This is a genomic window from Thermithiobacillus tepidarius DSM 3134, from assembly GCF_000423825.1.
GTDB lineage: Bacteria > Pseudomonadota > Gammaproteobacteria > Acidithiobacillales > Thermithiobacillaceae > Thermithiobacillus > Thermithiobacillus tepidarius.
Genome location: NZ_AUIS01000003.1, coordinates 197,039 through 223,944 on the forward strand (window position 1 = coordinate 197,039; position 26,906 = coordinate 223,944).

The 26,906-nt window shown below is 68.2% G+C and carries 28 protein-coding genes; 6 read left to right on the forward strand and 22 right to left on the reverse strand.

All coding sequences use genetic code 11. From position 1 onward, the window contains the following. Positions 1-65: 65 nt before the first annotated feature. The 6 genes from G579_RS0101020 to G579_RS0101045 all read left to right on the forward strand — a co-directional run bounded on the left by G579_RS0101020 (position 66) and on the right by G579_RS0101045 (position 5,246). Positions 66-842, forward strand: a complete 777-nt coding sequence (locus G579_RS0101020; protein ID WP_028988708.1) for a peptidylprolyl isomerase — start codon at positions 66-68, stop codon at positions 840-842. Positions 843-1,121: 279 nt separating this feature from the next. Continuing rightward, positions 1,122-1,427 carry a DUF3579 domain-containing protein gene (locus tag G579_RS15080; protein WP_051180672.1) on the forward strand — a complete coding sequence of 102 codons (306 nt, stop codon included), beginning with the start codon at positions 1,122-1,124 and terminating at the stop codon, positions 1,425-1,427. A gap of 151 nt (positions 1,428-1,578) precedes the next feature. After that, on the forward strand, positions 1,579-2,172 hold the full coding sequence (gene lexA / locus G579_RS0101030; protein WP_038017397.1) for a transcriptional repressor LexA: 594 nt from the start codon (positions 1,579-1,581) through the stop codon (positions 2,170-2,172). A gap of 77 nt (positions 2,173-2,249) precedes the next feature. Beyond that, positions 2,250-2,558, forward strand: coding sequence for an ATP-dependent Clp protease adapter ClpS (clpS, locus tag G579_RS0101035; RefSeq protein ID WP_028988710.1), 309 nt, complete (start codon positions 2,250-2,252; stop codon positions 2,556-2,558). A gap of 6 nt (positions 2,559-2,564) precedes the next feature. Continuing rightward, a complete protein-coding gene (gene clpA, locus G579_RS0101040) occupies positions 2,565-4,811 on the forward strand; it encodes an ATP-dependent Clp protease ATP-binding subunit ClpA (protein WP_028988711.1) in 2,247 nt (748 codons plus the stop codon). 114 nt (positions 4,812-4,925) lie between these two features. Beyond that, the gene (locus G579_RS0101045; RefSeq protein ID WP_028988712.1) at positions 4,926-5,246 is read left to right on the forward strand and encodes a putative signal transducing protein; all 321 of its coding nucleotides are present in this window, start codon (positions 4,926-4,928) and stop codon (positions 5,244-5,246) included. 39 nt (positions 5,247-5,285) lie between these two features. Here G579_RS0101045 and G579_RS0101050 read toward each other — a convergent pair whose 3' ends face one another. From G579_RS0101050 to glnK, 22 genes are all read right to left on the reverse strand, one after another. Beyond that, positions 5,286-6,470: a zinc-dependent alcohol dehydrogenase gene (locus tag G579_RS0101050; protein WP_028988713.1), complete on the reverse strand. Its 1,185-nt coding sequence runs from the start codon at positions 6,468-6,470 to the stop codon at positions 5,286-5,288. 186 nt (positions 6,471-6,656) lie between these two features. Beyond that, a complete protein-coding gene (locus G579_RS0101055) occupies positions 6,657-7,274 on the reverse strand; it encodes a Yip1 family protein (protein WP_028988714.1) in 618 nt (205 codons plus the stop codon). Between the two features lie 166 nt (positions 7,275-7,440). Continuing rightward, positions 7,441-7,830: a VOC family protein gene (locus G579_RS0101060; RefSeq protein WP_028988715.1), complete on the reverse strand. Its 390-nt coding sequence runs from the start codon at positions 7,828-7,830 to the stop codon at positions 7,441-7,443. Then, positions 7,827-9,290, reverse strand: a complete 1,464-nt coding sequence (gene ubiD / locus G579_RS0101065; protein ID WP_028988716.1) for a 4-hydroxy-3-polyprenylbenzoate decarboxylase — start codon at positions 9,288-9,290, stop codon at positions 7,827-7,829. Before ubiD ends, G579_RS0101060 begins: the two co-directional genes overlap by 4 nt. Before the next feature lie 56 nt (positions 9,291-9,346). Continuing rightward, positions 9,347-10,156 (reverse strand): type II secretion system protein N, encoded by an 810-nt coding sequence (gene gspN / locus G579_RS17985; protein ID WP_028988717.1) that lies wholly within the window; start codon positions 10,154-10,156, stop codon positions 9,347-9,349. Beyond that, entirely contained in the window at positions 10,153-10,653 is a 501-nt protein-coding gene (gspM, locus tag G579_RS17990; protein ID WP_051180673.1) for a type II secretion system protein GspM, read from the reverse strand. Before gspM ends, gspN begins: the two co-directional genes overlap by 4 nt. Next, positions 10,650-11,891 carry a type II secretion system protein GspL gene (gene gspL / locus G579_RS0101080; RefSeq protein ID WP_028988718.1) on the reverse strand — a complete coding sequence of 414 codons (1,242 nt, stop codon included), beginning with the start codon at positions 11,889-11,891 and terminating at the stop codon, positions 10,650-10,652. Before gspL ends, gspM begins: the two co-directional genes overlap by 4 nt. Then, positions 11,891-12,805 carry a type II secretion system minor pseudopilin GspK gene (gene gspK / locus G579_RS0101085; RefSeq protein ID WP_028988719.1) on the reverse strand — a complete coding sequence of 305 codons (915 nt, stop codon included), beginning with the start codon at positions 12,803-12,805 and terminating at the stop codon, positions 11,891-11,893. The genes gspL and gspK overlap by 1 nt, the downstream gene beginning before the upstream one ends. Further along, entirely contained in the window at positions 12,802-13,470 is a 669-nt protein-coding gene (gene gspJ / locus G579_RS0101090; RefSeq protein WP_028988720.1) for a type II secretion system minor pseudopilin GspJ, read from the reverse strand. The genes gspK and gspJ overlap by 4 nt, the downstream gene beginning before the upstream one ends. A 10-nt stretch (positions 13,471-13,480) precedes the next feature. Further along, entirely contained in the window at positions 13,481-13,963 is a 483-nt protein-coding gene (gene gspI, locus G579_RS15095) for a type II secretion system minor pseudopilin GspI (RefSeq protein ID WP_211218618.1), read from the reverse strand. Between the two features lie 10 nt (positions 13,964-13,973). After that, the gene (gene gspH / locus G579_RS17995; protein WP_051180674.1) at positions 13,974-14,501 is read right to left on the reverse strand and encodes a type II secretion system minor pseudopilin GspH; all 528 of its coding nucleotides are present in this window, start codon (positions 14,499-14,501) and stop codon (positions 13,974-13,976) included. 62 nt (positions 14,502-14,563) lie between these two features. Next, positions 14,564-15,010 (reverse strand): type II secretion system major pseudopilin GspG, encoded by a 447-nt coding sequence (gene gspG, locus G579_RS0101105; protein WP_038017400.1) that lies wholly within the window; start codon positions 15,008-15,010, stop codon positions 14,564-14,566. A gap of 30 nt (positions 15,011-15,040) precedes the next feature. Beyond that, positions 15,041-16,264, reverse strand: coding sequence for a type II secretion system inner membrane protein GspF (gene gspF, locus G579_RS0101110; protein ID WP_028988722.1), 1,224 nt, complete (start codon positions 16,262-16,264; stop codon positions 15,041-15,043). 148 nt (positions 16,265-16,412) lie between these two features. Beyond that, positions 16,413-17,984 carry a type II secretion system ATPase GspE gene (gene gspE / locus G579_RS0101115; protein WP_081662503.1) on the reverse strand — a complete coding sequence of 524 codons (1,572 nt, stop codon included), beginning with the start codon at positions 17,982-17,984 and terminating at the stop codon, positions 16,413-16,415. A 17-nt stretch (positions 17,985-18,001) separates the two neighbouring features. Further along, positions 18,002-20,236, reverse strand: coding sequence for a type II secretion system secretin GspD (gene gspD / locus G579_RS0101120; protein WP_162142946.1), 2,235 nt, complete (start codon positions 20,234-20,236; stop codon positions 18,002-18,004). A gap of 41 nt (positions 20,237-20,277) precedes the next feature. Next, on the reverse strand, positions 20,278-21,132 hold the full coding sequence (locus G579_RS0101125) for a type II secretion system protein N (RefSeq protein ID WP_162142947.1): 855 nt from the start codon (positions 21,130-21,132) through the stop codon (positions 20,278-20,280). Between the two features lie 292 nt (positions 21,133-21,424). Next, complete coding sequence (locus G579_RS0101130; RefSeq protein WP_028988726.1) at positions 21,425-22,261, reverse strand: phosphate/phosphite/phosphonate ABC transporter substrate-binding protein; 837 nt, start codon at positions 22,259-22,261, stop codon at positions 21,425-21,427. A gap of 26 nt (positions 22,262-22,287) precedes the next feature. After that, on the reverse strand, positions 22,288-22,674 hold the full coding sequence (locus G579_RS0101135) for an SCP2 sterol-binding domain-containing protein (protein ID WP_028988727.1): 387 nt from the start codon (positions 22,672-22,674) through the stop codon (positions 22,288-22,290). A 253-nt stretch (positions 22,675-22,927) separates the two neighbouring features. Continuing rightward, positions 22,928-23,671, reverse strand: coding sequence for a tRNA threonylcarbamoyladenosine dehydratase (locus G579_RS0101140; RefSeq protein WP_028988728.1), 744 nt, complete (start codon positions 23,669-23,671; stop codon positions 22,928-22,930). After that, positions 23,668-24,444, reverse strand: coding sequence for a TatD family hydrolase (locus tag G579_RS0101145; protein WP_028988729.1), 777 nt, complete (start codon positions 24,442-24,444; stop codon positions 23,668-23,670). The genes G579_RS0101140 and G579_RS0101145 overlap by 4 nt, the downstream gene beginning before the upstream one ends. A 696-nt stretch (positions 24,445-25,140) precedes the next feature. Beyond that, a complete protein-coding gene (locus G579_RS0101150) occupies positions 25,141-26,499 on the reverse strand; it encodes an ammonium transporter (protein ID WP_081662486.1) in 1,359 nt (452 codons plus the stop codon). Between the two features lie 37 nt (positions 26,500-26,536). Continuing rightward, positions 26,537-26,875, reverse strand: coding sequence for a P-II family nitrogen regulator (glnK, locus tag G579_RS0101155; protein ID WP_028988731.1), 339 nt, complete (start codon positions 26,873-26,875; stop codon positions 26,537-26,539). Between the last annotated feature and the right edge of the window lie 31 nt (positions 26,876-26,906).

Sequence of the window (26,906 nt, forward strand, 5' to 3'; positions counted from 1 at the left end):
GCATTAGGCTTTTAAGCGGATTTGTTGGATAATATTGAAATTCATCAAAAGCTAAGGATCCTTGCATGAAGAAGCGCTCCTATCTCCTGCTGGCCTGCTTGGCCGCCCTGAGCACGCCCGCCCTGGCCGCCCCGGCGGCCACCGTCAACGGCGTCGCCATCGACCAGAGCCAGGTGGACGTCATCCTGTCCACCAACCCGAACATGGCCCAGAGCCCGCAGGCGAAGACGCAGGTGCTCAACAACCTGGTCGCCCAGGAGATCCTGGCCCAGGCCGCCCGCGCCGGCAAGCTGGAACAAAGCCCGCAGGTCCAGGCGCGCCTGGCGCTGGCCAACCGCCAGATCCTTGCCAACGCCGCCATCGACGACTATCTGGCTAAGCATCCGGTTTCGGACGAGGAGCTGCGCAGCCACTACCAGAGCTTCGTGAAGGACCTGGGCGACAAGGAATATCGCGCGCGCCACATCCTGGTGAAGAGCCAGGCGGAAGCCGAAAAGATCATGGCCGACCTGAAAAAGGGCGCCAACTTCGCCAAGCTGGCCAAGGAGAAGTCCCTGGACAAGGGCAGCGCTCAAAATGGCGGCGAGCTGGGCTGGTTCCCGCCGAGCATGATGGTCAAGCCCTTTGCCGATGCCTTGAACGGCGCCAAGAAAGGCGCTCTGCTGGGCCCGGTGAAGACCGAGTTCGGCTACCACATCATCCAGCTGGAGGATACGCGCAAGCTGACGCCGCCGCCCTTCGACGCCGTCAAGGAGCGCCTGCGCGCCGACCTGCAGCAGCAGAAAATCCAGAGCTTTGTGGATGCCCAGCGCGCCCAGGCCAAAATCGACCTGGCCAAGTAAGCGGCTGCCCGCCGGTAAACCGCGTCACCGCTGAATCGTTATGACACAAGCATCTGGTGGAGCCTGCCTCAGCCGAGCCGGGAACTTACCGCCCCCCAGGGGATCATAGCGCGCGTACCGCCGCTGCTACCCGGTCCTGGGTGCCGCGCGAGGCACCACAGGCTCCGAAAACGAATGCAGTGAGCTCGCGGCCCAGCCGGGCCGGGGCATATCGGCAAGTCTCGTTTTCCGCTTTTTTGAGGTGTTTTTTCAAAAATGGCACAGACACGTTGCAAAATCTTGGTTGACGGGATCACCCAGAGCGGCCATAAATTCCGGCCCAGCGACTGGGCCGAGCGCCTGTCCGAGTCCGTTTCGCAGGTGGGGCCGGATCACCGCATCCGCTACTCGCCCTACGTGGAGCCGGTGCTCATCGAAGGCCACGCCGCCCTCAAGATCGACCCTTACCTGAAGGAAGTGAATCCGCGGGCCTTCAAGCAGCTGATCGATTTCATCAAGGACAACAAGCTCACGGTCCTGGAAAGCTGCCAGGTCCCCGATCTGCAGTCCGCGCCGCTGGCGGAAGCCAAGGCGGCCAGCAACTGAGCCGCTCGCCGCCGACGACGGCGCCCGCGTCCTTCTCCCCGCCGCTTTTCCGCCGCTCAGGAGAGCCCGCTCCCGCCGGGTGCGCCTCTCTTGAGCGTTCTCCACATGTTCTCTATAGTAAGAGGGATTCCCTCTTCCCGTGGAGAGTACTATGACTCCAAGACAACAGGATGTCCTCAAGGCCCTGCGTGAGTATCAGCAGGAATTCGGCTATGCCCCCACCCTGACGGAACTGGGCGAACGCCTGGGCATCGCCGCCAAGAGCGCGGTGCGCAAGCACGTGCAGGCGCTGGCCCAGGAAGGCAAGATCCGCCTGACCGCCCAACGCGCCCGCGGCATCGAGCTGACCGAACTGGGCAACAAGGTGACGGTGCGCCTGCTGGGCGCCATTGCCGCCGGCCTGCCCATCGAGGCCATCGAGGTGCCCGAGGAGATCGAGGTACCGCCCTCCTTGCTCGGGTCCGGCGAGCACTACGCCCTGCGCGTCAAGGGCGAATCCATGATGGAAGACGGCATTCTCGACGGCGACATCGTCATCATCGAGGCCCGCGAGAGCGCCCGTCCCGGCGAGGTGGTGGTCGCGCTGGTGGACGGGGAGAACGCCACCCTGAAGCGCTTCTATCCGCGGGGGGAAACGGTGCTGCTGGTGCCGGCCAACAGTCGGATGCAGCCCATGGAATTCGCGGCCGAGCGCGTCCGCATCCAGGGCGCCGTGGTCGGCCAGATGCGCAGTTACCGCAATTGAATTTTTCGGAGCGTTTTCAATCTAAGATCAGCGGTTACGCCGTATGTGCAAGCCGCAGCAATGAACGTTTACAAGCCATGAGCACACGCGATCCCAATTACGGCACCGTCCTGGAGCACAAGCCGGAGCTGAAGAAGCCCAGCATGTACAAGGTTATCCTCCTAAATGACGACTACACTCCCATGGACTTCGTCGTCTATATTTTAGAGGAATACTTTTACAAGTCCCGGGAAGAGGCAACGCGGATCATGCTTCACGTGCACCATCGGGGCCAGGGGATCTGCGGAGTCTATCCCTACGACATCGCCGAAACCAAGGTTGCCCAGGTGATCGAGGCCGCGCGCCGTAACGAGCACCCGCTGCAGTGCATCATGGAAAAGGAGTAAGTTCCAATGATCGACAAGGCGCTCGAACAGACCTTCAACCAAGCCCTGCAGGCGGCCAGGAGCCGCGGCCACGAGTTCGCCAGCGTGGAGCACCTGCTCCTGGCGCTGCTGGACAACCCGCATGCCGCCGAAGTCCTGGAAGCCTGCGGCGCCGACATCAGCGCCTTGCGCCAGGAGGTCACCCAGTTCCTGAACGAGGGCATCCGGCCCGTGGGTCCGGAGAACACGGTGAAAACCCAGCCCAGCATCGGCTTCCAGCGGGTGCTGCAGCGGGCGCTCTATCACGTGCAGTCCTCCGGCAAGGAGGAGGTCACCGGGGCCAACATCCTGGTCGCCCTCTTTTCCGAGCGCGAATCGCACGCCGTTTACTTCCTGCAGAAGGCCGACGTCACCCGGCTGGACGTGGTCAACTTCATTTCCCACGGCATCCGCAAGAAGGGCGGCGGCGAGCAGGAGGACACCACCCAGGGCCGCACCGAGGGCGAGGACTCCAAGGACCCGCTGGTGAACTTCACCGTCAATCTGAACGCCAGGGCCAAAGCCGGGCGCATCGACCCGCTGATCGGGCGCGAGCACGAACTGACCCGCACCATTCAGATCCTGGCCCGCCGGCGCAAGAACAACCCCATCTACGTGGGCGAGCCGGGCGTCGGCAAGACCGCCATCGTCGAGGGCCTGGCGCGGCGCATCGTGGCCGGCGAGGTGCCGGAGGTGCTCAAGAACGCGGTGGTCTACTCGCTGGACATGGGCGCCCTCATCGCCGGCTCGCGCTACCGCGGCGACTTCGAGGAACGCCTGAAGGCGGTGCTCAAGGCTTTGAAGCGCCAGCCCAATGCCGTGCTCTTCATCGACGAGATCCACACCCTGATCGGGGCCGGCGCCGCTTCGGGCGGCGCCATGGACGCCTCCAACCTGCTGAAGCCGGCGCTGGCCTCGGGCGAGCTCAAGTGCATCGGCGCCACCACTTACCAGGAGTACCGTCAGTACTTCGAGAAGGACCGGGCACTGAGCCGCCGCTTCCAGAAGATCGACGTGCACGAGCCCTCCGTGGAGGAAACGGTCAAAATCCTGCGCGGCCTGAAACCCAGCTTCGAGCTGCACCACGGCGTGCGCTACACCAGCGAGGCGTTGCGCGCCGCCGTGGAGCTGTCGGCCCGCCACATCCATGACCGCTTCCTGCCGGACAAGGCCATCGACGTCATCGACGAGGTGGGCGCGGCCATGACCCTGCTGCCCAAGTCCAAGCAGAAGAAGGTCATCGGCGTCAGGGACATCGAGGACATCGTGGCCAAGATCGCGCGCATTCCGCCCAAGGCGGTGTCCAGCGCGGACAAGGAAAACCTGCGCAACCTGGAGCGCGACCTGAAATTCAGCATCTTCGGTCAGGATCCGGCCATCGAGCAGCTGGCTTCCGCCATCAAACTGGCGCGCGCCGGCCTGAAGCATCCGGAAAAGCCCATCGGCTCCTTTCTCTTCTCCGGCCCCACCGGCGTGGGCAAGACGGAAGTCAGCCGCCAGCTGGCCAAGATCCTGGGCGTGGAGCTGATCCGCTTCGACATGAGCGAGTACATGGAGCGCCACACGGTCTCGCGCCTGATCGGCGCCCCTCCCGGCTACGTGGGCTTCGATCAGGCCGGGCTGCTCACCGAGGCGGTGATCAAGCACCCCCATGCGGTGCTGCTGCTGGACGAGATCGAGAAGGCCCACCCGGACGTCTTCAACATCCTGCTGCAGGTGATGGACCACGGCAAGCTGACGGACAACAATGGCCGTCAGGCGGACTTCCGCAATGTGATCCTGATCATGACCACCAATGCGGGCGCCAGCGAGCTGGCCAAGCCGGTGATGGGCTTCACCGCCTCCGGCGCGACCCGCGACGGCGAGGACATGGAGGCGATCAAGCGCACCTTCACGCCCGAGTTCCGCAACCGCCTGGATGCGGTCATCCCCTTCGCGCCGCTGAGCCCGGAAGTGGTCACCCATGTGGTGGACAAGTTCGTGGTGGAACTGGAGGAGCAGCTGCACGAGAAGGACGTGATCCTGACCGTGACGCCCGCCGCGCGGCGCTGGCTGGCGGAGCACGGCTACGATCCGCAGATGGGCGCGCGGCCCATGGCTCGGCTCATCCAGGAGAAGCTCAAGCGCCCCATGGCCGAGGAACTGCTCTTCGGCAAGCTGAGCAAAGGCGGCACGGTGACCGTGGACATGACCGACGGCGAGCTGACCTTCGCCTATCAGGAGAAGGCCGCCTGAACCCGGGCCCACCCGGCCCGGCAACGCGCACGGCGGGTCTTTACCCGCCGTGTATTTTTGCAGACCCGCATAGCGGGCGCGCCGTGCGGATTGCCACGCAAAAGGAGCCCAGCCATGCGCCGAATCTATCAAGCTGCCCATCTGCTGGAAGCCCAGATCCTGGTGGACCGGCTCGGCATGCGCGGCATCCGGGCGGAGATCTTCAACGGCAATGCCCTGAGCGCGGCCGGCGGCATTCCGGTGACCGACACCTATCCCGAGGTCTGGATCCTGGACGATGCGGACTATCCCCTGGCCCGCAATCTGCTGGACCAGTACGAGGCGGAGCTGCGCCAGCCGCCCCGCGAGCGCCGCTGTCCGCATTGCGGCGAAATGGTGCCCGCCAACTTCGCCAGTTGCTGGCACTGCCAGCGGGATCTGGACCCCGCCTCCTGAACGCCGGGCCGCTGCATCCCCGTTCCCCACCCCGGCGGATCAGTGCGTCGCCGCGCCCGGCCCCGCCGGCGTGAGCACCACTTTGCGGCAGTTGTCCTCTTTCTTGCTGAAGATCTCGTAGCCGCGCGCCGCCTCGGCCAGAGGCAGGTGATGGCTGATGATGACGTCCGGCTGCAGCTCGCCTTCTCCGATATGCCGCAGCAGGTCGGGCAGGTACTTCTGCACGTGGGTCTGGCCGCCGGCGAAGCTCAGGCCCTTCTCGAAGGCATCGCCCCAAGGAAAGGCGTGCAGCGGTCCGGCGTAGACGCCCGGCACGCTGACCCGGCCGCCGCGCCGCACCGCGGCGATGCACTGGCGCATGGCCTCGCTGCTGCCGCCCTCCAGCTTGGCCCAGGCCATGGCCGTTTCCACCGGGCTGCCCTTGGCCTCGAAGCCGACCGCATCCACCACGGCATCCACGCCGCGGCGGCCGGTCGCCTTGATGATCTCCTCGGCCGGATCCTGCTTTTCGATGTTGAGGGGAATGGCGCCGTAGGTGGCTTGGGCAAATTCCAGGCGATAGGGGTGGCGATCCACCATGAAAACGGTGTCGGCGCCGAGCAGGCGCGCACAGGCCGCGGTCATCAGCCCCACCGGCCCGGCGCCAAAAATGGCCACGCTCGAGCCGCGGGTGATGCCGGCATTCAGGGCGGCCTGGTAGCCGGTGGGCAGGATGTCGGTCAGGAACAGCACCCTCTCGTCGGCCAGGCTGCCCGGCACCTTGAACGGGCCGACGTTGGCCTTGGGCACGCGCACGTACTCGGCCTGCCCGCCCGGAATGCCGCCGTAGAGGTGACTGTAGCCGAAGAAGGCGGCACCGGAGCGGATGCCCTTGGCGTGCACCAGGGCGCCGCGATCGGGATTGGTGGTTTCGCAGGCCGAGTACAGCTCCCGATGGCAAAAGAAGCATTCTCCGCAGGCGATGACGAAGGGCACGATGACCCGGTCGCCCTTCCTGACCTTGGTCACCGCCGGGCCGGCCTCCTCGACGACGCCCATGAACTCGTGGCCCAAGATGTCGCCATGCTCCATGGCCGGCATCTTGCCGCGGTACAGATGCAAATCCGATCCGCAGATGGCCGTGGCGGTCACCCGCAGGATGACGTCGTCCGGCTCCTGGATGGCCGGATCCGGCACGCGCTCGACGCGCACGTCGAAGGGTCCTTGGTAGGTCAGGGCGAACATGGGGGTCTCCTTGCTGAAGAGCCTGAGTAAACAGTGGCCACCGGCCGCCGGAGCAAGTTGCAGCCGGGCAGGCCGCCTAAAGGCGGAGGATGGTCCGAGCGTGCGGAGGAGAGCAGTTTGAAGACAGCCCGCCAAGCGGGGCGGCGCATCCTGGACGGCAGATGCCGTCCAGGCGAGGGCAAGCCGTCAATCCATGCCGGGTCCGGTGCCCGGCATGGGCATCTCCGGGGTGGGATAGGCGATCAGCGCACTGCTGACGGCGCCGAAGATCATGAAGATGACGATGGCGACGATCACGACCACCACCGTATAGCCCAGCGCTTTGTCCGGCGGCGTCTTCATCAGAACCGGCAATCCCAGGTAGAGCAGGTAAAGCCCGTACAGCGATGCCAGCAGGCCCAGGAAGCCCAGCGCGGGCAGCAGCATGAAGATGCCGGCCAGCCATGACGGCGTGCTGGCGTAGGCGGCCACCTTCAAGGCTTGGTTCTGCTCCTTGCGCCCGCCGAAGGTCGGCGCCAGCGCGTTGATGACCAGAGCCAGCAGGAACACGCTCAACAGGGTGAGGATGTAGGACACCACGGCGTGGGACGCTGCCATGCCGAGCGGCACCCGGTAGGTGCCCACGAAGGGCATGCTCAAGCCCACCACGGCCATGCCGATGATGGAGGCCAGCGGTCCGATGGCCGCCAGCGGCACGATGTAGCTCTTGTACAAATCCGCCGCGCTGGTCGCTTCCCCATCGATGACCTGCCACTCCTGTTTCGGTTGCAGCAGGATATTTTTCACGCGCTGTACCAGATACATTGTTTTTTCTCCTGGTCGGGCCGGGGTGGACGGTGCTGCTTCCTTCAGGCTGTATAGTCCGAAGCACCTGCTCCTTCAAGGGCCTAAAGGTGCAAATTGCCGGATTTTCGGGGCTTGCAGGAAGTCGCCTGCCGGACGGCGGAAAGCGGCGCGGGGAAGGATTTGCCTAGGCGGAAGCGGGATAGTTGGCGATTTCGATGAGGTTGTCGTCGGGGTCGCGGATATAGAGGGATTGGATCGGCCCCTTGGCCCCCGTGCGCGGCACCGGCCCTTCGACGATCGCCGCCCCGCAGGCGCGCAGATGGTCGGCCACCGCCGTCAGGGGCACTTCGGTGATGAAGCACAAGTCCGCGGAGCCCGGCGTCGGCCGGGCCGCTTTCGGCTCGAATTCCCGTCCCTGCTGATGCAGATTGATCTTCTGGCTGCCGAAGGCGAGCGCCCGGCGGCCGGCGCCGAAGGTGACCACTTCCATGCCCAGCACGCGCGTGTAGAAGGCGCAGGCCGCGTCGATGTCGCGGACCGTGAGCACCAGATGGTCGAGATGGCTGATCCTCACAGGCCCAGTTCCGCCCACAGGGCATCCACCCGCGCCTTCACCTGGGGATCCATGGCGATGGGCCGGCCCCACTCGCGGCTCGTTTCGCCGGGAAGCTTGTTGGTGGCATCGAAGCCGACCTTGCCGCCCAGGCCGGACACCGGCGAGGCGAAGTCCAGGTAGTCGATGGGCGTGTTCTCCACCAGCAGCGTGTCGCGCACCGGGTCCATGCGCGTGGTCATGGCCCAGATCACGTCCTCCCACTTGCGCGCGTCGATGTCGTCGTCCACCACGATGACGAACTTGGTGTACATGAACTGGCGCAGGAAGCTCCACACTCCGAACATGACGCGCTTGGCGTGGCCGGGGTAGGCCTTTTTCATGCTGACCACCGCCATGCGGTAGGAGCAGCCCTCGGGCGGCAGATAGAAGTCGACGATCTCAGGAAACTGCTTCTGCAGCAGGGGCACGAAGACCTCGTTCAGGGCCACGCCCAGCACCGCCGGCTCATCCGGCGGGCGGCCGGTGTAGGTGCTGTGGTAAATGGGCTGATCACGGTGGGTGATGCACTCGATGGTGAAGACCGGGAAAGTCTCCACCTCGTTGTAGTAGCCGGTGTGGTCGCCGAAGGGGCCTTCTGGCGCCACGTCGTCCGGGTAGATGTGGCCCTCCAGCACGATCTCGGCGCTGGCCGGCACCTGCAGGGGCACGGTCAGGCAGTCGGCCAGCTCGGTCCTGGCCCCGCGCAGGAGTCCGGCGAACTGATGCTCGGCCAGGGTATCGGGCACCGGCGTCACCGCGCCGAGGATGGTGGCCGGATCGGCGCCCAGGGCCACGGCCACGGGAAAGGGCTGGCCCGGATTGCTCTTCTGGAACTCGCGGAAATCCAGGGCGCCGCCGCGGTGGGCCAGCCAGCGCATGATGACGCGGTTGCTGCCGATCACCTGCTGACGGTAGATGCCCATGTTGGCGCGCGGCTTGTGCGGGCCCTTGGTGACGGTGAGCCCCCAGGTGATGAGCGGGCCGGCGTCCTCCGGCCAGCAGGTCTGCACTGGAATGGCGCCGAGGTCGACCTCATCGCCGCGCAGCACGTGCTGCTGGCACGCCGGGCGCTTCACCACCGTCGGCGACATGTTGAGGATCTGCTTCAGGATGGGCATCTTGTCCCACAGGTCCTTGAAGCCGCGCGGCGGCTCCGGCTCCTTGAGATAGGCCAGGAGCCGGCCCACGTCGCGCAGGTCGGCCAGGCTCTCCCGGCCCATGCCGAGCGCCACCCGCTCGGGCGTGCCGAAGAGATTGCCCAGCACCGGCATGGCGTAGCCGCTGGGATTTTCGAAGAGGATGGCCGGGCCGCCGGCGCGCAGGGTGCGGTCGCAAATCTCCGTCATCTCCAGTTGCGGCGACACCGGCGCGCGCACGCGCTTGAGCAAAGCGCGCCCCTCCAGGCCCTGGATGAACTCGCGCAAGTCTCGGTACTGCATGGCTACCCCTTTTCTGGACGCGCCGGCGCGGGCGCGGCGGGCAAACGCCCGTTATTCTACGGGTTGTTCAGGGTGAAGGTGAAGGCGTGCACGCCGCCGCCCTGGCTCGGTCCGAGCGCGTACAGCAGCGGTGCCAAGCGCGGGGCGTCGGGGCCTTCCAGGCGGGCGGTGCCGCTCAGGGCGACTGGCCCGCTGCCCGCCGGGATCTCGCCGCCGCCCTGCAGGCGCAGGATGCCGGACAGGGTATCCAGACGCAGCTGCCGGCCCTGCAGGCTCAGCCGGTAGCTGCCCAGGGGATTGACCGGACTGAGGCGGAAGGCGGCATCCTGCCAGCGCAGCTCGCCGCGACCGCGCAGGCCCTGCGGGCCGAGCTGCAGCTCGGCAAAGCGCAGCAGCAGCGTGCCGCCGGGGTCGAGGGTGCGCAACTGGGCCTGCTGGCCGGCCCAGAAGGCCGCCGGCGCCTGGCCTTCCAGCCCGGTCAGCTGCCAGCCCGGCCCCTGGCGGCGCAGGTCCGTGCGCAAGCGCCCGGCCGGACCGTTCAGCTCCAGGCCGACCACCAGCCGGCCGCGCAGCAGCGGCAGGAAGCGCAGCCGCCAGCGCAGGGCACCCAGCGCCTGCACGCGGCCGTTGCCGTCGCGCCACCAGACCTGCCCGGCCGCCCCGCGCCACACGGTGCCCGACACCTGCCCCAGGCTCAGCCGCTGGTCCGGCATCTGCCGGCTCAGTTGCCACGGGACCAGAGAGGCGGGCGCGCTGGCGACCAGCGCCAGCAGGTAGAGCAGCAGCGCGGCCAGCAGCCAGCCCCAGGGCAGCCGGATGGGCATTTGCGGCAGCCGCAGCCGGGGACGGTTCAGGATCGCCCTCATGCGCCCACGCCACTGCTCAGGGTCACCTGGGCAGCCACCTTGCCCTGTCCCGGCAGGGCCTTGATCTCCACGGCTTGCGCACGCAAGCCGTGCTGGCTTTGCAGGAACTCCAGCCAGCGGATCAGCGCCGCGAAATCGGCTTCGGCCAGGCTCACGCGCAGCTGCTCCGCCGACGCCTGCGTCACCTGCGGCTCGCGCAGACCCTGGCTGGCGGCGCTCTGGCGCAGCACGGCGGCCAGATCGGCCGGCGCCGCCTCCTGCCCTTGGGGCACCCGTTGCCTGAGCGACTGCGCCTCCTGGGCCTGCTGCTGCAGCTTCTGGCTGGCGATGCGCAATGCCGGCACGCTCTGGCGCAGGCGCTGGCGCTCCTTGTCGAGCGGCATCCACAGGTAGACGTAGAGCAGGGACAGCACCAGCAGCGGCAGACCGACGCCGATGAGCCAACGCTCGCGCGGGTTGCGCGCCTGCCACAGGGACTTCAGCGTGTCGAGATTCACGTTCTATCCCCCTGCACGCTTACGCGAGCGTCCACGCCGCCCGCCGCCGGATTGAGCACCGGGGCATCCACCCGCAGGGCGTTGGCGCGCAGGGCGGGCAACAGCCCCTGGACGGCCTCGGCGGCGGGCGCATGCAGATCCAGCTCCAGCGTTTCGTTTTGATAGCGCAGGCCCTGGACCTTGACGCCCGGCGCGCTGCCCAGGGCGGGCGCCGCCCGGCTCAGGAGCACCAGGAAATCCCCTGGGGCCGCGATGCCGGCGCGCTGGCGCAGGCTGGCCAGCTGGCGCTCCATCTGCAGCGGCGGATCCACCACCACCTGCGCCTCGGGAAAGGCTTGGCGGAAGGTCTGTTCCATGTGGGCGCGCAGTTGCGCGGCCTCGCGCTTCAGCTTCCACCACTCCGCCACCGTGCCGGCGAGCTGCACCACGATGATGAGGGCCAGCAGCACGGCAACCGGCTTCAGCTTCGACCACCAGCCGCTCATGGCGCCAGCCGGCGCGAAGGCGCCCTGCAGCAGGTTGACGGCGGCGGGTTCGGCGGCGGCCGCCGCCCGTTGCAGGGCCTCCGTCCCCTGATAGCGGACCGGCAGGCCCAGTCGTTCGGACCAACGTGCCACGTCGGGCACGGGCGCCCCCGGTGCCGCATAGAGGTCGATGCTGTCCGGCGCCGCCTCGCGCTCGCGCGCCTCGCGCAGGGCGAAGTCGAGAGCCATGGGCGGCTGCGCGGCATCGCCCACGTCCAGCGCCTGGGCCCGGGCCGGGGCGGTGCGCAGCCAGCCCTCGCGGCCCTCCCAGTACACCGTCCAGGCGCCGCTGCGCAGGGGCAGCACCAGTTGCTCGGGCAGCGCGACGCGGGGCCGGATACCCCAGGCAGCCAACTGCTCCAGCAAGCGGGCGAACCAGCTCTTGTCCACCACGGCCACCACGCTGCTGCCGTCGGACAGCTGCGGGCCCAAGGCCACGTGCACCTGCTCGGGATCACTGGCCAGCTGGTCCTCCACCACGAAAGGCAGGATGGCGCGCACCTGCTTCGGCGCGCGGGTCGGCAGCTTGACCGTGCCCAGCAATACCCGGCCGGCCGGCAGCCAGAGAGTCACCCCGGCCGCCTGGGCCACGCCCGCCGGGGGCGCGTCTTCCGCGACGAAACGCTCCACCCGCCCCCGCTCGTCCACCCGGTACCAATGCAGCAAAGGGGCATCGGGCCAGGCGGCATTGACCTGCACGATCCAGCGGGCCATCAGGATTCCCCCTGCACGCGCCAGAGCACCTTGGGCCAGGCCGCCGCCCCGCCGCCCTGCCGGTTGAGCAGGGCCCGGCAGCGGACCTGCGCCCGGCCCACGTTGGCTTGACTGGTGACCATGAAATATTGGCTACTCACGTTGAAGAATTTCTCATCCAATCCCTGCAGCGAGGCCGGCAGCCGGGCCCGGAAATTCTCCAGGGCCTTGAAGGGCTCGCTCTTGCGCTGCTCCACCAGCCCCTGCGCCACCGATACCGAGGTATTCAGGTAAGCGGCCAGCAGCTCCGGCGAAGCCGTGTTCACGTTGATCTGCGTGGCGGCCGGCGCCGGCAGGGCGGTCACGAAGGGAAAGAGCTTGTCCACGCTCGCCCGTTCGAGTCCCTCGACGGCATACAGGCTGTTGGCGGTGAAGAGCAGCCGGCCAGCCGGCGGCGCGCCGGGCGTCTGCGGCACCTGACCCGCATTGACCCAAGCCCGAATCCGCTCCGCCAGATCCGGCGACAGCTGCAGGATGCCCAGCAGGCGCTGAAATACCGCCAGATACTGATCAGCCTCCGCCCCAGTCCCGCGCAGGTTGTTCAAATTGAAGCGCGCCTGCGCGTCCACGATGCCGCCGCTCAGACGGCCGTTCTCCAGCTCCAGGCCCAGCAGGGGCTGGGCCCACAGCTCGCCGAGGTGGTCCGCTCCGCCCTGGCGGGCGTCTTCCGCCAGGATGCCGCGCGCCCACTCCACCCCCGCTTCCGCCAGGGCAACGGCCTGCGCCTGTTCGCGCATGTTCTCCACCTGCCGGAACCACAGCCCCTGCTGCCAAGCCAGGAAGCTGGCCACGCTCGCTGCCATGGCCATGATCAGGATCGCCGTGATGACGGCCACCCCGCTTTCGGCGTGCTGCGCCTGGCGCGGCCCGTTCATGGCAGCGCGAAGATCCGGGTCACGGGCGGCAGGGCGCGGCTTTGAATCTCCACCTCCACCCCCCAAGGCAGCACCGTCGGCGCCCCCTGCCCGGCCGGGACCGCCGCGGCGGCGGGCCACTGGCTCTGCCAGACGCCGTTCGGGTCCAGGTAGCGCACCCGAAACACCTGCACCCCTTCCAGCAGGGTCAGCACGCGCGGCCTGCCCGGCGGCCCGGCAAGCGGCGCCGGCCAGACCAGATACTCCAGGCGCCCGTCGCGCAGGCGGTAGCCCACCCGGCGCGCCGCGTTCTGCGCCGCTGGGCGGGCCGGATCGCCCATGGTGGTCATGGCGAGCTGCACGTCCTCCGGCCCCGGCGCCGTTTCCCGGCCCACGAAAGGGGCGGCCTCCGGGCCGATGCCATCGACCGGATACGGCACCACGGCGTCAAGGCTCTGGTTCATCTGGGCGAAGGCCAGCGCCAGCTCCCGCCAGCGGGCATTGACCTCGGTCAGGCGCTCCCGCGCCGTCAGCACGGCACTCAGGCCGCGGTAGGCCATCACCGACATCACCGCAAAGACCAGGATCGCCACCAGGATCTCGATCAGAGTGAAGCCGTGGGACGCGACACGGGTGCGGCCCGCTTGCCACGCGCCTTGCCCCGGCTCGTGCGAATCACGTTTCACGCATCACCTTTCACGATCCACCGGCACTGCTGCCGCTCGCCGTCGGCGCCACGCTCTCGTTCACCGCGTAGCCCGTGAGCTGCGCCAGCGGGGCATCCAGGCGGCCGGGGACGAAGACCTTGACCTCCAGGCGACGGAATTGAGGGTTGGGCGTGTCGCTCACCACCTCCTGCCACTGGAAGCGCATGCCGCCCAGCTCGGCTTCGCCGCCGCTGTTGCCCGGATTCGGCCAGTCACGCTGCGCCTGGTGCAGGGCCAGGCGGTTCTGCGCCACCCAGGTGGCCGCCAGCCTGTCGCGCAGGCCCTCGCTGCTGCTGGCGGCGATGCCCGTCGCCCGCAGGGACGCCGCCAGCGCCACCGCCAGGATGGCCAAGGCCACCAGCACTTCGAGCAGGGTGAAGCCGTGGGGCGTGCCGCCTGATGCGTGATGCGTGGCGCGAACACGCCCCGCGGACTGCGCTCCCTGCCTTGACTTGCGCGAATCACGCATCATGTTCCACCATTCACGGCCCATCCTGCACGACCCGGACCCGCCGCCCGTCGCCCGCCAGCCGGACCGAGGCCGTGCCCAGGGCCAGATCCATCTGAAAGGGCTCGCTCAGGCCCACCGGATTGAAGACCAGCGGCTCGCCCAGGGAGGCAGGGTTGCCATTGACGCTCAGCCGCAGCACCTCCAACCCCTCGGGCCAGCGGCGCGGGCGCAGCACCTCGTTGCCGGTGACAGGCATCCACGCCGGCTGCTCCGAGGCACTGTCGGAACGCAAATTCGCGCCCGGCTCCGGCGACTGCACCGTGCGTTCCACGAAGCGATAACCGCCGTCCTGCACCTGCCAGCCCAGCGCCCGTCCGCGCAACACCGCCTCCTCCTGCGCCTGGTCCAGCAGCAGCGCCAGTCGCTGCGCCTCGTCCCGCAGCGTGCGTTGGTCGTCGGGCATCAGGTTCACGCTGACCAGGCCCAGGGTGATGCCGATCAGCACCATGACCACCAGGATCTCGATGAGGGTGAAGCCTCGCGCGGCATGCCGCTTCACACCCGGGCCGCCTCGCTCACGATGTCACTGCCGCCCGCCTTCCGCGGCACTCGGCACCGGGCTCAGGGCAGATTCCACGAGCCGATGTCCGCGTCGTTGCCTTCGCCGCCCGGCGCGCCGTCGGCGCCCAGGCTGAAGACGTCGATCTCGCCGTGGGTGCCGGGATTGAGGTACTGATAATTGTTGCCCCACGGGTCCTTGGGCAGCTTTTCCAAGTAGCCGCCCGGCTTCCAGTTGGGCGGAATGGGCTGGGTGGTCGGCTTGACCGCCAGCGCCTGCAGGCCCTGTTCGGTGGTGGGATAGCGGTAGTTGTCCAGCTTGTAGAGCTTCAGCGCCTGCAGGATGGCGCTGATATCCTGGCGCGCCGCCACGATGCGCGCCTCGTCGGGCCGGCTCATGATCTTGGGCACCACCAGCGCCGCCAGAATGCCGAGGATCACCACCACCACCATGATCTCGATCAGGGTAAAGCCGCCTTCCCGCAACCGGGCCCTGCTTGCCTGCTTCATGCGAATCTCCAAGGACACTGCGCCTCCACGCTATTTCACCAACTGGTTCATTTCAAAAATCGGCATCAGGATCGCCAACACGATCACCAGCACCACCCCGCCCATGGTCAGGATCATGATGGGCTCCAGCAGGGTCGTGAGGGTGCTGACCCAGCCTTCCAGCTCGCGGCTTTGCTGCTCGGCGGCGCGGTTCAGCAGCGGCGCCAGCTGGCCGCTGGCTTCGCCGCTGCCGATCAGATGCACCATCATCGGCGGAAACTGGCCGCTGCGCTTGAGCGCCCGGTGCAGGCTGCCGCCCTCGCGCACCTGCCGCTCCGCCTCCTCCACCGCCTGGCGCATGGGCAGGCTGGTGATGACGCCGGTCGCTGCCTGCAAGGCAGTGAGCAGAGGCACGCCACCGCCCACCAGGATGGCCAGGGTGCTGGCCAGCCGCGCCGCGTTCAGGCCGCGGATGATGCGCCCGGCAATGGGCAGGCGCAGCAGGAAAACGTCGAAACGCCAACGCCACGCAGGCTGGCGCAGCAGGCGCTGGCCCAGCACCAGCAGCACGGCGAAAGCCAGCAGCCACCACAGGCCGGTGGCGCGCAGGAAATCGCTGGTGCCGATCAGGGCCCGGGTCAGCCAGGGCAGGGTCTGGTCCGTGCTCTCGAAAACGCGCACCACCTGCGGCACCACGTAGGTGAGCAGGCCCAGCACCACGGCCACGGCCACCAGGCTGACCAGCGCCGGATACACCATGGCCAGGGTGATCTTCTGGCGCAGCGCCTGGCGCTCCTCGGTGTAGTCGGCCAGGCTCTGCATCACCGTGTCCAGGCGTCCGGAGCTTTCCCCGGCCCGGATCAGGGTGCGGTACAGCTCCGGGAAGACCGCCGGGAAGGCGCCCATGGCGGTGGCCAGGGACTGGCCGGACAGCACGCCGGTGCGCACGCCGGCCAGCACCTGCCGCGCCCGCGGCGACTCGCTTTGCTCGATCAGCGCATTCAGCGCCTGCTCGATGGTCAGGCCCGCCGCCAACAGGGTGGCGAATTGCCGCGTGATGAGCGCCAACTGGGAGGCCGGCAGGCCGCGGCGCAGCCGCAAGCCGCCCGCGCCCGCCGCCCCGGCCGCCCGCTCGCCGTGCAATGCCTCCACGCGCACCGGTACCAGCCCGCGCTCGCGCAGGGCCGCCCGCACCTGCCGCGCCGTGTCGCCCTCCAGCACCCCGCGCTGGGCGCGTCCGTTGGGGCCGAGGGCTTCGTATTCAAAGGCTGCCATCAGGAGCTAAGGCATGCTGTGCGATGAATGATGCGCAAGCCATGCAGCCGCCCGCCCGGCCGGGCTTCCGGCAGGGCCTGCCGCCGGCAAGCCCCTCCACAGTCCTTGCGCTGCCGCTGCCCCCACGGCTGATGGCGGATCGCTTCGCTCAAGACCGGGCCACCCGCAGCACTTCTTCCAGCGAGGTCTCGCCCTGCGCCACCCAGCGCATGCCATCCTCGCGCAGGGACACCATGCCGGTCTCGCGGGCATGGTCGCGCAGGGCCTGCTCCGGGGCCTCGTCGTGGATCAGGCGGCGCAGGCCGGCGTCCACGGTGACCAGCTCATAGATGCCGGAGCGCCCCTGATAGCCGGTCTGGCCGCAGGCGGGGCAGCCGCGGGCCCGGTAGAGCAGGCCGTCCGGCAAGGGCTGGCCGAGCAGTTCCTGCTCGCGGGCATCGGCCGGGTAGGCCTCCTTGCACACCGGACACAGCTTGCGCACCAGACGCTGGGCCAGTACGCCGATCAGGCTGGAGGCGAGCAGGAAAGGCTCCACGCCCATGTCCTCCAGGCGCGTCACCGCGCCCACCGCATCGTTGGTGTGCAGGGTGGCCAGCACCAGGTGGCCGGTGAGGCTGGCCTGCACAGCGATCTGCGCCGTCTCCAGGTCGCGGATCTCGCCGATCATGACCACGTCGGGGTCCTGGCGCAGAATGGCGCGCAGCGCGCGGGCGAAGGTGAGCTCGATGCGCGGATTCACCTGGGTCTGGCCGACGCCGTTGAGGTCGTACTCGATGGGATCCTCCACGGTCATGATGTTCAGGCGCTCGGTATCCAAGCGCGACAGGGCGGCGTAGAGGGTGGTGGTCTTGCCCGAGCCCGTCGGGCCGGTGACCAGCAGGATGCCGTGCGGCTGGTGGATGAGCTGGTCCAGCCGCTCCAAAGTCGGAGTCGGCATGCCCAGGTGCTCCAGGTCCAGGCGCCCGGCCTGCTTGTCCAGCAGACGCAGCACCACGCGCTCGCCGTGGCCGGTGGGCAGGGTGGACACGCGCACGTCCACCGGGCGCCCGGCCAGGCGCAGGGCGATGCGGCCGTCCTGGGGCAGGCGCTTCTCGGCGATGTCGAGACTCGCCATCACCTTGATGCGCGACACCATGGCCGCGTGCAGCGCGCGCTGGGGCTCGACGATGTCGCGCAGGGTGCCGTCCACGCGGAAGCGCACCACCGAGCGGTCCTCGAAGGCCTCGATGTGGATGTCCGAGGCATTCTCGCGCAGGGCCTGGGTGAGCAGCGCATTGATCAGGCGGATGATGGGCGCATCGTCCTCCGCCTCCAGGAGATCGGCGATCTCAGGCAATTCCTGGGCAAGCTGCTCCAGATCCAGGCTCTCGCCCAAGTCGTCCACCAGGCGCTCGGCCGCATTGTCGCCGCGCTCGTAGGCCTGGTTCAGCACCGCGTCGAAGCGCTCGGCGCCCAGCACCTGCACGGCGATGGGCATGCCCAGGGTGCGGCGCAGCTCCGCCAGCACCTCCGGGCGCGGATAGGCGCGTGCCCACACCTCCAGCACGCCGTCCGCCGTCCGCGCCGCCACCACGCCCTTGCTCTTGGCGAAATGGTAGGGCAGGCGGGCGGCCACCTCGCCGTCCACCGCAGGGGCGGCGGACGGCGCCGGGCCGGGGGCGGCGAGGCTGCCCTGGGCCAGCTTTTCTTCGGCAATGGATACCACGTTGTCCGATTCCATGTTCACCAGCGACTCCGTCATTGCGGCCTGGCGCCCGCCTCCGCGGGCGGGGCGGCCGGGGCCGGCACCGGCGCGGGCGCGTTGCGGCCCTGGGACAGGGGTGCCGGCGGGTTGACCTTGAAGGGCGGCAACTGGGGCGGCGTAATGTAAGGCAGCACCGGATGACTTTCCACCGGCATCTGCACCTGCTGGCCGCGGATGTACTCGTAGCGGTCCGAGGTCACCGCCTGGGCCGCCAGCGGATCGCGGATCACGTAGGGCCGCAGGAAGACCATCAAATTGGTCTTGGTGTGCCGGCGGCTGTTGTAGCGGAACAGATTGCCCAGCACCGGGATCTTGCCGAGGATGGGCACGGCCTGCTGATTGTCGCCCAGATCGTCCTGAATCAGCCCGCCCAGCACCACGATGTCGCCATCGTCCACGCGCACCGTGGATTCCAGCGAACGCTTGTTGGTCACGATGTCGGCGGGACGGATGTCCGAGGCCACGGAGCGCGCCAGGCTGGACACCTCCTGGTAGATCTGCAGCTTCACGCCGCCGCCCTCGCTGATCTGCGGCTTGATCTTCAGGGTCAGGCCCACGTCCCGGCGCTCGATGGTCTGGAAGGGATTGACCGCCGCGCCGGTGCCGGTGCTGGTGGCCTGGGCATAGCTGCCGGTCACGAATGGCACGTTCTGCGCCACCACGATCTTGGCCTCGGCGTTGTCCAGGGTCATCAGGTTGGGCGTGGACAGGATGTTGGCGTTGGCGTCCGACTCCAGAGCCCGCGCCAGCGCTCCCAGGTTCAGGATTCGGGTGCCGTTCGGCAGGGTGAGGGTACCATTGATGTAGCCCAGGTTCAGACCGGCGCCCACGCCGGCCGGATTGCCGGCGATGTTCAGAATGTTGGTGTTGGTGCCCTGATTGAAATTGGTGCCGCCGAAGACCCCGGAACCCAGATTGTTGATCGCCTGCCACTGGATGCCGAACTCCGCCGCCTTCTCCTCGGTCACTTCGGCGATCAGCGCTTCCACATAGACCTGCGCCCGGCGCACGTCCAGCTTTTCGATGACGCCGCGCAGCGCATTGTAGATGCCGTCCGGCGCCGTGATGATGAGCGAGTTGGTGGCCTCGTCCGCCTGCACCATGACCGCTTCCGGCGAGCTCAGGCGGGCGGCCGGACCGCCGCCCACGGCGCCCAGGCTGGCATAGCTGGTGCTGCCCATGGTTGTGCCCGTGGTCGTGCCCGTGGTGGTCGGCGTGGTGCCGAGGGAGGGGGTGCCGGTGCCGCTCGCCGTGCTGGTCCGCGTTTCGCCGCTCAGCAGGCCGCGCAGCACGTCGGCCAGCTTGACCGCCTCGGCATTGCGCAGGTACACCACATGAATGTTGCCCGCGCCGCTGGCGGGCACGTCCAGGGTGGCCACCAAGCCGCGCAAGCGGGTCAGGAGCCCCGGGTTGTCCGTGCGCACCAGCAGGCTGTTGGTCCGCAGGTCGGGCACGATGGACAGGCGCGCGCCCGGGCTTTCGGTGCCGGCGGGCACCGGCGCGCCGGGCGTGCCGGGCACACCCTGCACGCCGCCGGGGGCCGACACGTCGGCCATCAGGCGCGACACCAGCTGCGCCATATCCAGGGCGGAGGCGTAGCGCAGCCGGATCGCGATCACGTCGGCGCCGCTGCTGGGCTGGTCGATGCTGGCGATGATCTGGCTGATGCGCCGTACGTTGTCGGCGTAATCGGTGATCACCAGGGTATTGGTAGCCGCGTAGGCCGCCAGGTAGTTGTTGGGCGAGATCAGCGGACGGAGCACCGGCACCAGTTGGGTGGCCGACTCGTAATGCAGCTGATAGATCTGGGTGATGATCTGGTCGCCGCCGCCGCGCGGCGCACCGTTCCGGAACAGCGGCGTGGCCGCGAGCTTGGCGTCCGCCTCGGGCAGGATCTTGGTCACGCCGCGCCCCTCCACCGCCGCGAAACCCTGCACCCGCAGGGCCGACAGGAAGACCTGGTAAGCCTGCTCACGCGGGATCGGCGTGCTGGAAACGATGGTGACGGTGCCCTTCACGCGCGGATCGAGGAGAAAATTGCGCCCCGTTACCTGGGACATCATTTTGACCACGCTTTCGATCTCGGCGTTCTGGAAGTTCAGCGTGACCCGATCTTGTGCGCCCCAGGCCAGCGAAGCCCACAGGCCGCCCGCCAGGAATGCCGCCGCCAGCCCCCGCCTCACGCTGGCGCCGATCACCGTCGCTCCCCCGGCTCGACTGCGGCGCACGTGCGCGTCTTGTCCATTGCTGCCTCCTGACCCGTATGTGGTTAGTTGAGTGTGTAACTCACCTGCTGGACGGCGCCCCCACGCAACAGGGAAAGCTGGATCACGCCCGACGCCGCGGCATTGCGCACCATGCTCAGCGCCTGTTCGGGACTGGCCACGTTCTGGCCGTTCACGGCCTGTACCACGTCGCCGGCCTGCAGACCCAGCTTTTCATAGAGCCCGCCCGCCGTCACAGCGACCACCTTCAAGCCGCCGCCCGGATTGGGCGCCAGCTGGCCGGCGCTGATCCACTGGCCGGGATTGTTGATGGCGCCTTCGAACAGGGCGCGGGGCAGGGTGACGGACGCGTTGCCCGCCCCGCCCTGCCCGCCCTCCGCCGACGGCGCGCCCGTCCCGCCGCCCGGCGCTTCTTCGAAGACCAGCTCCTCCTCCGCGCCACCGCGGCTGATCAGGACGCGCTTGGGCTGCACGTCCGCCAGCACCACGCCTGGCACGATCTCGGCGCCGACCCGCACCGCCTCTTCCTTGCCGTCGACCAGCAGAATGGCGAAGCCCGGCCGGCCGCCGCTACTGGCGTAGGCGCCGCGCAGCTGCAGGGACACGGGCGGCGCCGTCGCGGCCGCGTCCGCCTGCTGGGCGGACTGGCCGAAAAGGGCGGCCTGCACGATGGGCCCGGTGTTCAGCTCGACCGCCGGCTGGCCACCCGCAGGCGCCGGCACCGGCGCTTCGGGAGCCGCGAAGATCCACGTCCAGTGCGCCAGCTGCGCGGCCAGCACCAGCAGCAACGGCGCAGCCAGCACCCAGCCCGGCAGCCCGGCCCGCGGCGACAGCAGGGCGGGCAGGCGCTCCCGCAGGGCACGCGCGCGCGACATAGATATGTTAGAAAATTGCGGCATGAATTCTGGTAATCCGCCGTGCCGCAAGCAGCTTTCGCCGGAGATTCCTGGAAAAAACGGCGGAAAGGCTTGCGGGCACCAGCCCTGTTCCCGCATTGCAACACCGGACAGACAGCCTGCCGAAGCTCAGCAACTTCTGCGAGACTTTACAGAAAAACTCGGCACAATCAAGGATGGAGTCGAAACAGGCCGGATGCATGAAGCCAACATGCATGGCCCTATTCGACCAACTGCGCCCGGCGGAGTTCCCGGACACCGGAACCGGCCGCTACGGCCGGGTATGCTTGGCGCCTCAGACCGCCTCATCCTCGCGGGCGATGACGAAGGCGGAGGCATCCAGCGCGATGCTGGAGGTGGAGGCCAAATCGATGGCCTCGTGGCCGCTGACATATTCCTCGGCCAGGGTGGAAAGGCACTCGATCTCTTCCTGGCTGACCGCCTCGAAGCCCTTAAAGCCGATGTCTTCCAGCAGGCGGGCGCCGGCCTCGTCCGCCTGCATGCCGAGCAGCAGGCCGCGGATGGCCTCGGCGTGCTCGCTCAAGCGCGGGCTGATGCAGAAGGAGTGGAAGGCGAAGGCATCGTCGGAACGGTCGATGGCGTGCAGCCGGCGGCGGATCACGTCGGAGGCGGCGTCGTACACCTCGTTGAAGACGAAGCCGATGTCCGCCTTGCCCTGGATCAGGGCTTTGATCACTCCCTGGTAGCTGCCCGTGTATTCGAAGCGCAGCCGCGCCCGGTCGATTTCCGCCTTGTCCAGCAGAAAGAGCCCGACCATGTGGATGAGCGTCTTGTCCGAGGCCGAGGCGACGCGGATCTCCGCCGGCAGGCCGGCGTAGTCCCGCAGCCCGCCGTCGGCATTGCTGGCCAGCAGCACCTCGTCGAAATGCTCGGCGGGCTTGGCCAGGGACTGGAAGCCCAGGCGCTGGATGTACTGCACGGCATCGAAGGGGTTGGCGTAGACCAGATCGAAGTCGCCGGCCATGACCGCCGTCCGCGCCTCATCGAAGGTGCTGAAGGGCGTGAAGCGCAGCGGCAGGCCCAGGCGCCGCTGCAGATAGGTGTTCATCAGATACCAGCCGGGCAGGTTCTTGCCCGAATAATTGGGATCAACGGTGAATTGATAGCTCATGGACGGGGCTCCGGACGCGGACGGACCTAAACGTCGAAATCGGCGGGAATCTCACCCATGATGCTCATGTGGATGTTGAAGGGCGTCATGTATTTCATGGCGGTCATCATGGAGCCCTTGAAATTGATGCGCTTGGTCATCAGGCCCACCTTGCCGCTCATGGCGCCGCTGATCAGCTTCTGCCAGTTTTCCAGCCTGGCGCTGATGATGAAATCGCGGCCGCGGCCGTCGGAGGGTCCGGCGTAGATGGCCTTGCCGCTTTTGACGAACATCATGACGGGATGGATGTCGGGACGGTCCTCGATGCCGTACTCGATGGTGGCGCTGAAGTTCTTCAGCATGCTCTGCATTTCTTCATGCGCGTTCCACTGCCGGGCAACGGCACTCATCCACTCGGGACTCATGAATTTCATTTCCTCTCCTCACTGTGGCCGGGAGCGCGCCTCGGGCAGACGCTCCTTGTCCGCGTTCTTTGGTTTTATAATCAACCATAGACCATTTTCGCGGATTTTCCACAGCAGAAGAGCTGGCGGCCTACCCCCTTCGAGGCGGCGACCGCCTTCTCCGGGCGCTGCGCAAGCGCGCCTCCCGACCGCAGGACGCCGGTCCTCGCACGCCGACTCATCCGGATGGCAGCCGCATGGCGGTTGAAACCGCCCGGCCTCTTCATGCCTCCTGGCGCCGCCCCCCGGTCAAGGCTTTGACCGCCACCCCGGCCAGCATGGTGCCGAACAGGGCCGGCATGTAGGAGATGGTGCCGTTCACCGCGCGCGGCCGGCTCGGAATCGGCCCGTCCAGCGGCTGGGGCGGCAGCGGCGGAAGCGGCTGCTCCTCCGAGTAGATCACCGGATAATTGGCCGGGATGCCCAGCTTGCGCAGGTTGGCGCGCATTTCCCGCGCCAGCGCGCACATGCGGGTCTGGTTGAGGCTGGCCACCCGCACCTGGGTCACGTCCAGCCGCCCGCCCGCGCCCATGCTGGAGGCCACCGGCACGCCCTGGGTCAGGCAGGCGGCCACCAGCGCCGTCTTGCAGGACAGGCTGTCGATGCAGTCGAGCACGAAGTCGAAATTGCCCGCCGCCACGAACGCCGCCGCCTGGTCCTTGTGCAGGAACTCGGTGCGGGCATGCACCCGGCAGTGCGGATTGATGTCCCGGATGCGCGCCGCCATCACCTCCGTCTTCGGCTGGCCCAGGGTGGAGTGCAGGGCCACTACCTGGCGGTTCAGGTTGGACAGGCTGACCACGTCGTGATCGATCAGCGTGATCTCGCCCACGCCGCTGCGGGCGATGGCCTCGGCGGCCGCACCGCCGACGCCGCCGACGCCGGCGATGAGGACGTGCTTGCCGGCCAGGTCCTCCAGGCCCTCGGGACCGAGCAGAATTTCCGTGCGAATCAGGGGATGGCTCACTGCGATGCTACTCCAAGGTCGAATAAACGAACGGTGTTGGCATAGGTGGCGGCGGCGACGTGCGCCGGGTCCTCGTCGCGCAGCCGCGCCACCTCCCGCAGCACCTCGGTGATCCGGGCGGGCTCGTTGCGCTCGCCCCGGTGCTGCGCCCCCGGCTGGTCGGGGGAATCGGTCTCCAGCAGAATGCTCTCCAGCGGCAGCCGCTGCACCAGGGTGCGCAGCCGGTTGGCGCGCGCGTAGGTCACGGGCCCGCCAAAGCCCAGGCAGTAGCCCAGGTCGATGAGGCGCCGGGCCTGCTGCTCGCTGCCGGCAAAGCTGTGCACCACCCCGCGCACGGTGGGGAAGCGGCGCAGCAGCTGGTAAGTGTCCTCCACCGCATGGCGGGCGTGCACCACCACCGGCAGGCGCGCGTCGCGGGCGATGCCGAGCTGGGCCAGGAAATACTCGCGCTGGGCGTCGCGGTCCAGCTCCTCGATGTAGTAGTCCAGTCCGATCTCTCCCACCGCCACCGGCCGCTCCTGCTCGATCCAGGCCGCCAGTTGGTCCAGATCCGCGCGGTCGTGGTCCGCCAGACAGATGGGATGCAGGCCATAGGCCGGGTACAGGCCGGGGTGCGCCGCACAGACCTCGCGCAGGCGCGGCCATAGGCGCGCATTCACCGCCGGCACCACCTGCGCCACCACCCCGGCTGCCCGCGCCCGCGTCAAAGCCGCGCCCCGGTCGGCGTCGAAGCTGTCGTCGTCGAAATGGGAGTGGCTGTCGATGAGATGCATCAAAAAATTATGCCATATCAATCATTAGGGTGCCACGACGGGTTGGATGGGAGCGCGAAAGATTACCCGGCGGCGCGGCATGCTGAACGGGTGTCGGCACGGATCGCAGGAGCGGGCTTACCCGCGATTCGGTGGCGAACGGCACGGTGGATCGCGGGCAAGCCCGCTCCTACAGCCCATGAGCCAGCGCGGCCCAGGGGGGCTGCCGGAGGCATGCCCTCTTCCGGCGGGAGCGGGTCTGCGGGGGGCGCAGTGATGTGGGAGCGAGCTTGCTCGCGATGTCCGGGCGACTGGGATGGTCGATCGCGAGCAAGCTCGCTCCCACAGCCGATGGCGGCAATGGATCAATCGGTGTGAGGTGCGGGCGAACGCGAAGACCGTGAGCGGCAAAACGACCAGCGGAAGTTTACCGCTGCGCTGTCGGCGCCTGCGGCGCCTCATGAAACGGGCGTTGCCCGTTTTCGCGAAGCGCAGCGAAAGCGAACGCAGTGAACGGCAAAACGACCAGCGGAAGTTTCGCGAGCGCAGCGAAAGGCAAAGCAGGCTGCGCCGGGCAACCCCGGCACCCCACTCCAGCCGCGGGCGCAGCCTGCTCCAACCCCGCTGGGCTTCGCCAAATTCCTTCCCCTTCCACCAACAAAAAAACGGGCAGTCGCCTGCCCGCCAAGCCCGCGCCTGAGGAGAGGGCGCCTGCAGCTACTCGTATACCTGCTCGCCATGCTGGCTGAGGTCCAGGCCTTCCCGCTCGTGCTCCTCCGCTACCCGCAGACCGATGACCAGGTCGAGCAGCTTCAGGATGACGAAGGTGGCGACGGCGGTGTAGGCGACGGTGGCGCCCACGCCGAGCAACTGGATCAGCACCTGGCCGGGGTTGCCCTCCAGCAGGCCCGCCGTGCCGCCGATGGCTTTGACCGCGAAGACGCCGGTCAGAACGGCGCCGATGATGCCGGCGATGCCGTGCACGCCGAAGGCGTCCAGGGAGTCGTCGTAGCCCAGCATCTTCTTGAGGCCGGTGGCGCCCCAGAAGGCGCCCAGGCCGCCCGCCAGGCCGATGGCCAGCGCACCCGCGGGGCCGACGAAGCCGGAGGCCGGGGTGATGGCCACCAGGCCGGCCACGCCGCCGGAGGCGATGCCGAGCACGCTGGGCTTCTTGTGGGTCAGCCATTCCGCGAACATCCAGGCCAGCGCGGCCGCCGCGGTGGCGATCTGGGTCACCGCCATGGCCATGCCGGCGCGCCCGTCCGCCGCCAGGGCGCTGCCGGCGTTGAAGCCGAACCAGCCGACCCACAGCAGGGAGGCGCCGATGACGGTCAGCACCAGGTTGTGGGGCGGCATGGGCTCCTTGCCGTAGCCGATGCGCTTGCCCAGCACCAGCGCCGCCATCAGGCCGGCCACGCCGGCGTTGATGTGCACCACCGTGCCGCCGGCGTAATCGAGGATGCCGCGGTCGAAGAGCCAGCCGCCCGTGCCCCAGACCCAGTGGGCGATGGGCGCGTAGACGAGCAGCACCCACAGGCCCATGAACCAGAGCATGGCGGAGAACTTCATGCGCTCGGCAAAGGCCCCGGTGATGAGCGCCGGGGTGATGATGGCGAAGGTCATCTGGAAGGTCATGAAGACCGATTCCGGGATGGTGCCGGTCAGGGCATCGACGCCCAGACCGCCCAGGAAGAGCTTGTCCAGACCGCCGACCAGCGGGCTGCCCTCGGTGAAGGCCAGGCTGTAGCCGGCCATCATCCACAGGATGCTGACCAGGGCGGTGATGGCGAAGCTCTGCATCAGGGTGCCCAGCACGTTTTTCTTGCGCACCATGCCGCCGTAGAACAAGGCCAGGCCCGGGATGGTCATGAGCAGGACCAGGGCCGTGGCCGTGAGCATCCAGGCGGTGTTGCCCGCATCCAGGGTCGGTGCCGGCGCGGGGGCCGCAGCGGGGGCCGACACCGCCGGGGCTGCGGCCGGCGCCGCGCCCTCCTCCTGGGCCAGCACCAGCGGGCTCGCGCAGAGCAGGAGCACGGCCAGCAGCCAGCCCGTCAGACACTGCTTCAGTGTTTTCATCTTGCATTCCTCTCAGTGTGGTAATCCCGCATGGATCTCAAAGCGCCTCGCCATCGACTTCGCCGGTGCGGATGCGCACCGCCCGTTCCACGTCCTGGACGAAGATCTTGCCGTCGCCGATCTTGCCGGTGCGCGCCGCCCGCTCGATGGCGTCGATGGCCTGCTCCAAAAGCTCGTCCGGCACCACCACGTCCAGTTTGACCTTGGGCAGAAAATCCACCACGTACTCGGCGCCGCGGTAGAGTTCGGTGTGGCCCTTCTGGCGGCCGAAGCCCTTGACCTCGGTCACCGTCACCCCCTGCACGCCGATCTCCGACAGGGCCTCGCGCACGTCGTCCAGCTTGAAGGGCTTGATCACAGCAATGATGAGTTTCATCACGTCTTCTCCTGAAAATCCGGAAAACCGC

Excerpts from the sequence above, each read along its gene's own strand:
- gspK (WP_028988719.1), bottom strand. The coding sequence starts at position 12,805 with ATGAACGGGCCGCGCCAGGCGCAGCACGCCGAAAGCGGGGTGGCCGTC.
- clpS (WP_028988710.1), top strand. The coding sequence starts at position 2,250 with ATGAGCACACGCGATCCCAATTACGGCACCGTCCTGGAGCACAAGCCG.
- glnK (WP_028988731.1), bottom strand. The coding sequence starts at position 26,875 with ATGAAACTCATCATTGCTGTGATCAAGCCCTTCAAGCTGGACGACGTG.
- G579_RS0101055 (WP_028988714.1), bottom strand. The coding sequence starts at position 7,274 with ATGTATCTGGTACAGCGCGTGAAAAATATCCTGCTGCAACCGAAACAG.
- gspE (WP_081662503.1), bottom strand. The coding sequence starts at position 17,984 with ATGGAATCGGACAACGTGGTATCCATTGCCGAAGAAAAGCTGGCCCAG.
- clpA (WP_028988711.1), top strand. The coding sequence starts at position 2,565 with ATGATCGACAAGGCGCTCGAACAGACCTTCAACCAAGCCCTGCAGGCG.
- G579_RS0101020 (WP_028988708.1), top strand. The coding sequence starts at position 66 with ATGAAGAAGCGCTCCTATCTCCTGCTGGCCTGCTTGGCCGCCCTGAGC.
- G579_RS0101125 (WP_162142947.1), bottom strand. The coding sequence starts at position 21,132 with ATGCCGCAATTTTCTAACATATCTATGTCGCGCGCGCGTGCCCTGCGG.
- G579_RS0101050 (WP_028988713.1), bottom strand. The coding sequence starts at position 6,470 with ATGTTCGCCCTGACCTACCAAGGACCCTTCGACGTGCGCGTCGAGCGC.
- ubiD (WP_028988716.1), bottom strand. The coding sequence starts at position 9,290 with ATGCAGTACCGAGACTTGCGCGAGTTCATCCAGGGCCTGGAGGGGCGC.
- G579_RS0101130 (WP_028988726.1), bottom strand. The coding sequence starts at position 22,261 with ATGAGCTATCAATTCACCGTTGATCCCAATTATTCGGGCAAGAACCTG.
- G579_RS0101145 (WP_028988729.1), bottom strand. The coding sequence starts at position 24,444 with ATGCATCTCATCGACAGCCACTCCCATTTCGACGACGACAGCTTCGAC.
- gspL (WP_028988718.1), bottom strand. The coding sequence starts at position 11,891 with ATGGCCCGCTGGATCGTGCAGGTCAATGCCGCCTGGCCCGATGCCCCT.
- G579_RS0101135 (WP_028988727.1), bottom strand. The coding sequence starts at position 22,674 with ATGAAATTCATGAGTCCCGAGTGGATGAGTGCCGTTGCCCGGCAGTGG.
- gspI (WP_211218618.1), bottom strand. The coding sequence starts at position 13,963 with ATGATGCGTGATTCGCGCAAGTCAAGGCAGGGAGCGCAGTCCGCGGGG.
- gspF (WP_028988722.1), bottom strand. The coding sequence starts at position 16,264 with ATGGCAGCCTTTGAATACGAAGCCCTCGGCCCCAACGGACGCGCCCAG.
- lexA (WP_038017397.1), top strand. The coding sequence starts at position 1,579 with ATGACTCCAAGACAACAGGATGTCCTCAAGGCCCTGCGTGAGTATCAG.
- gspN (WP_028988717.1), bottom strand. The coding sequence starts at position 10,156 with ATGAGGGCGATCCTGAACCGTCCCCGGCTGCGGCTGCCGCAAATGCCC.
- gspG (WP_038017400.1), bottom strand. The coding sequence starts at position 15,010 with ATGAAGCAGGCAAGCAGGGCCCGGTTGCGGGAAGGCGGCTTTACCCTG.
- G579_RS0101150 (WP_081662486.1), bottom strand. The coding sequence starts at position 26,499 with ATGAAAACACTGAAGCAGTGTCTGACGGGCTGGCTGCTGGCCGTGCTC.
- G579_RS0101045 (WP_028988712.1), top strand. The coding sequence starts at position 4,926 with ATGCGCCGAATCTATCAAGCTGCCCATCTGCTGGAAGCCCAGATCCTG.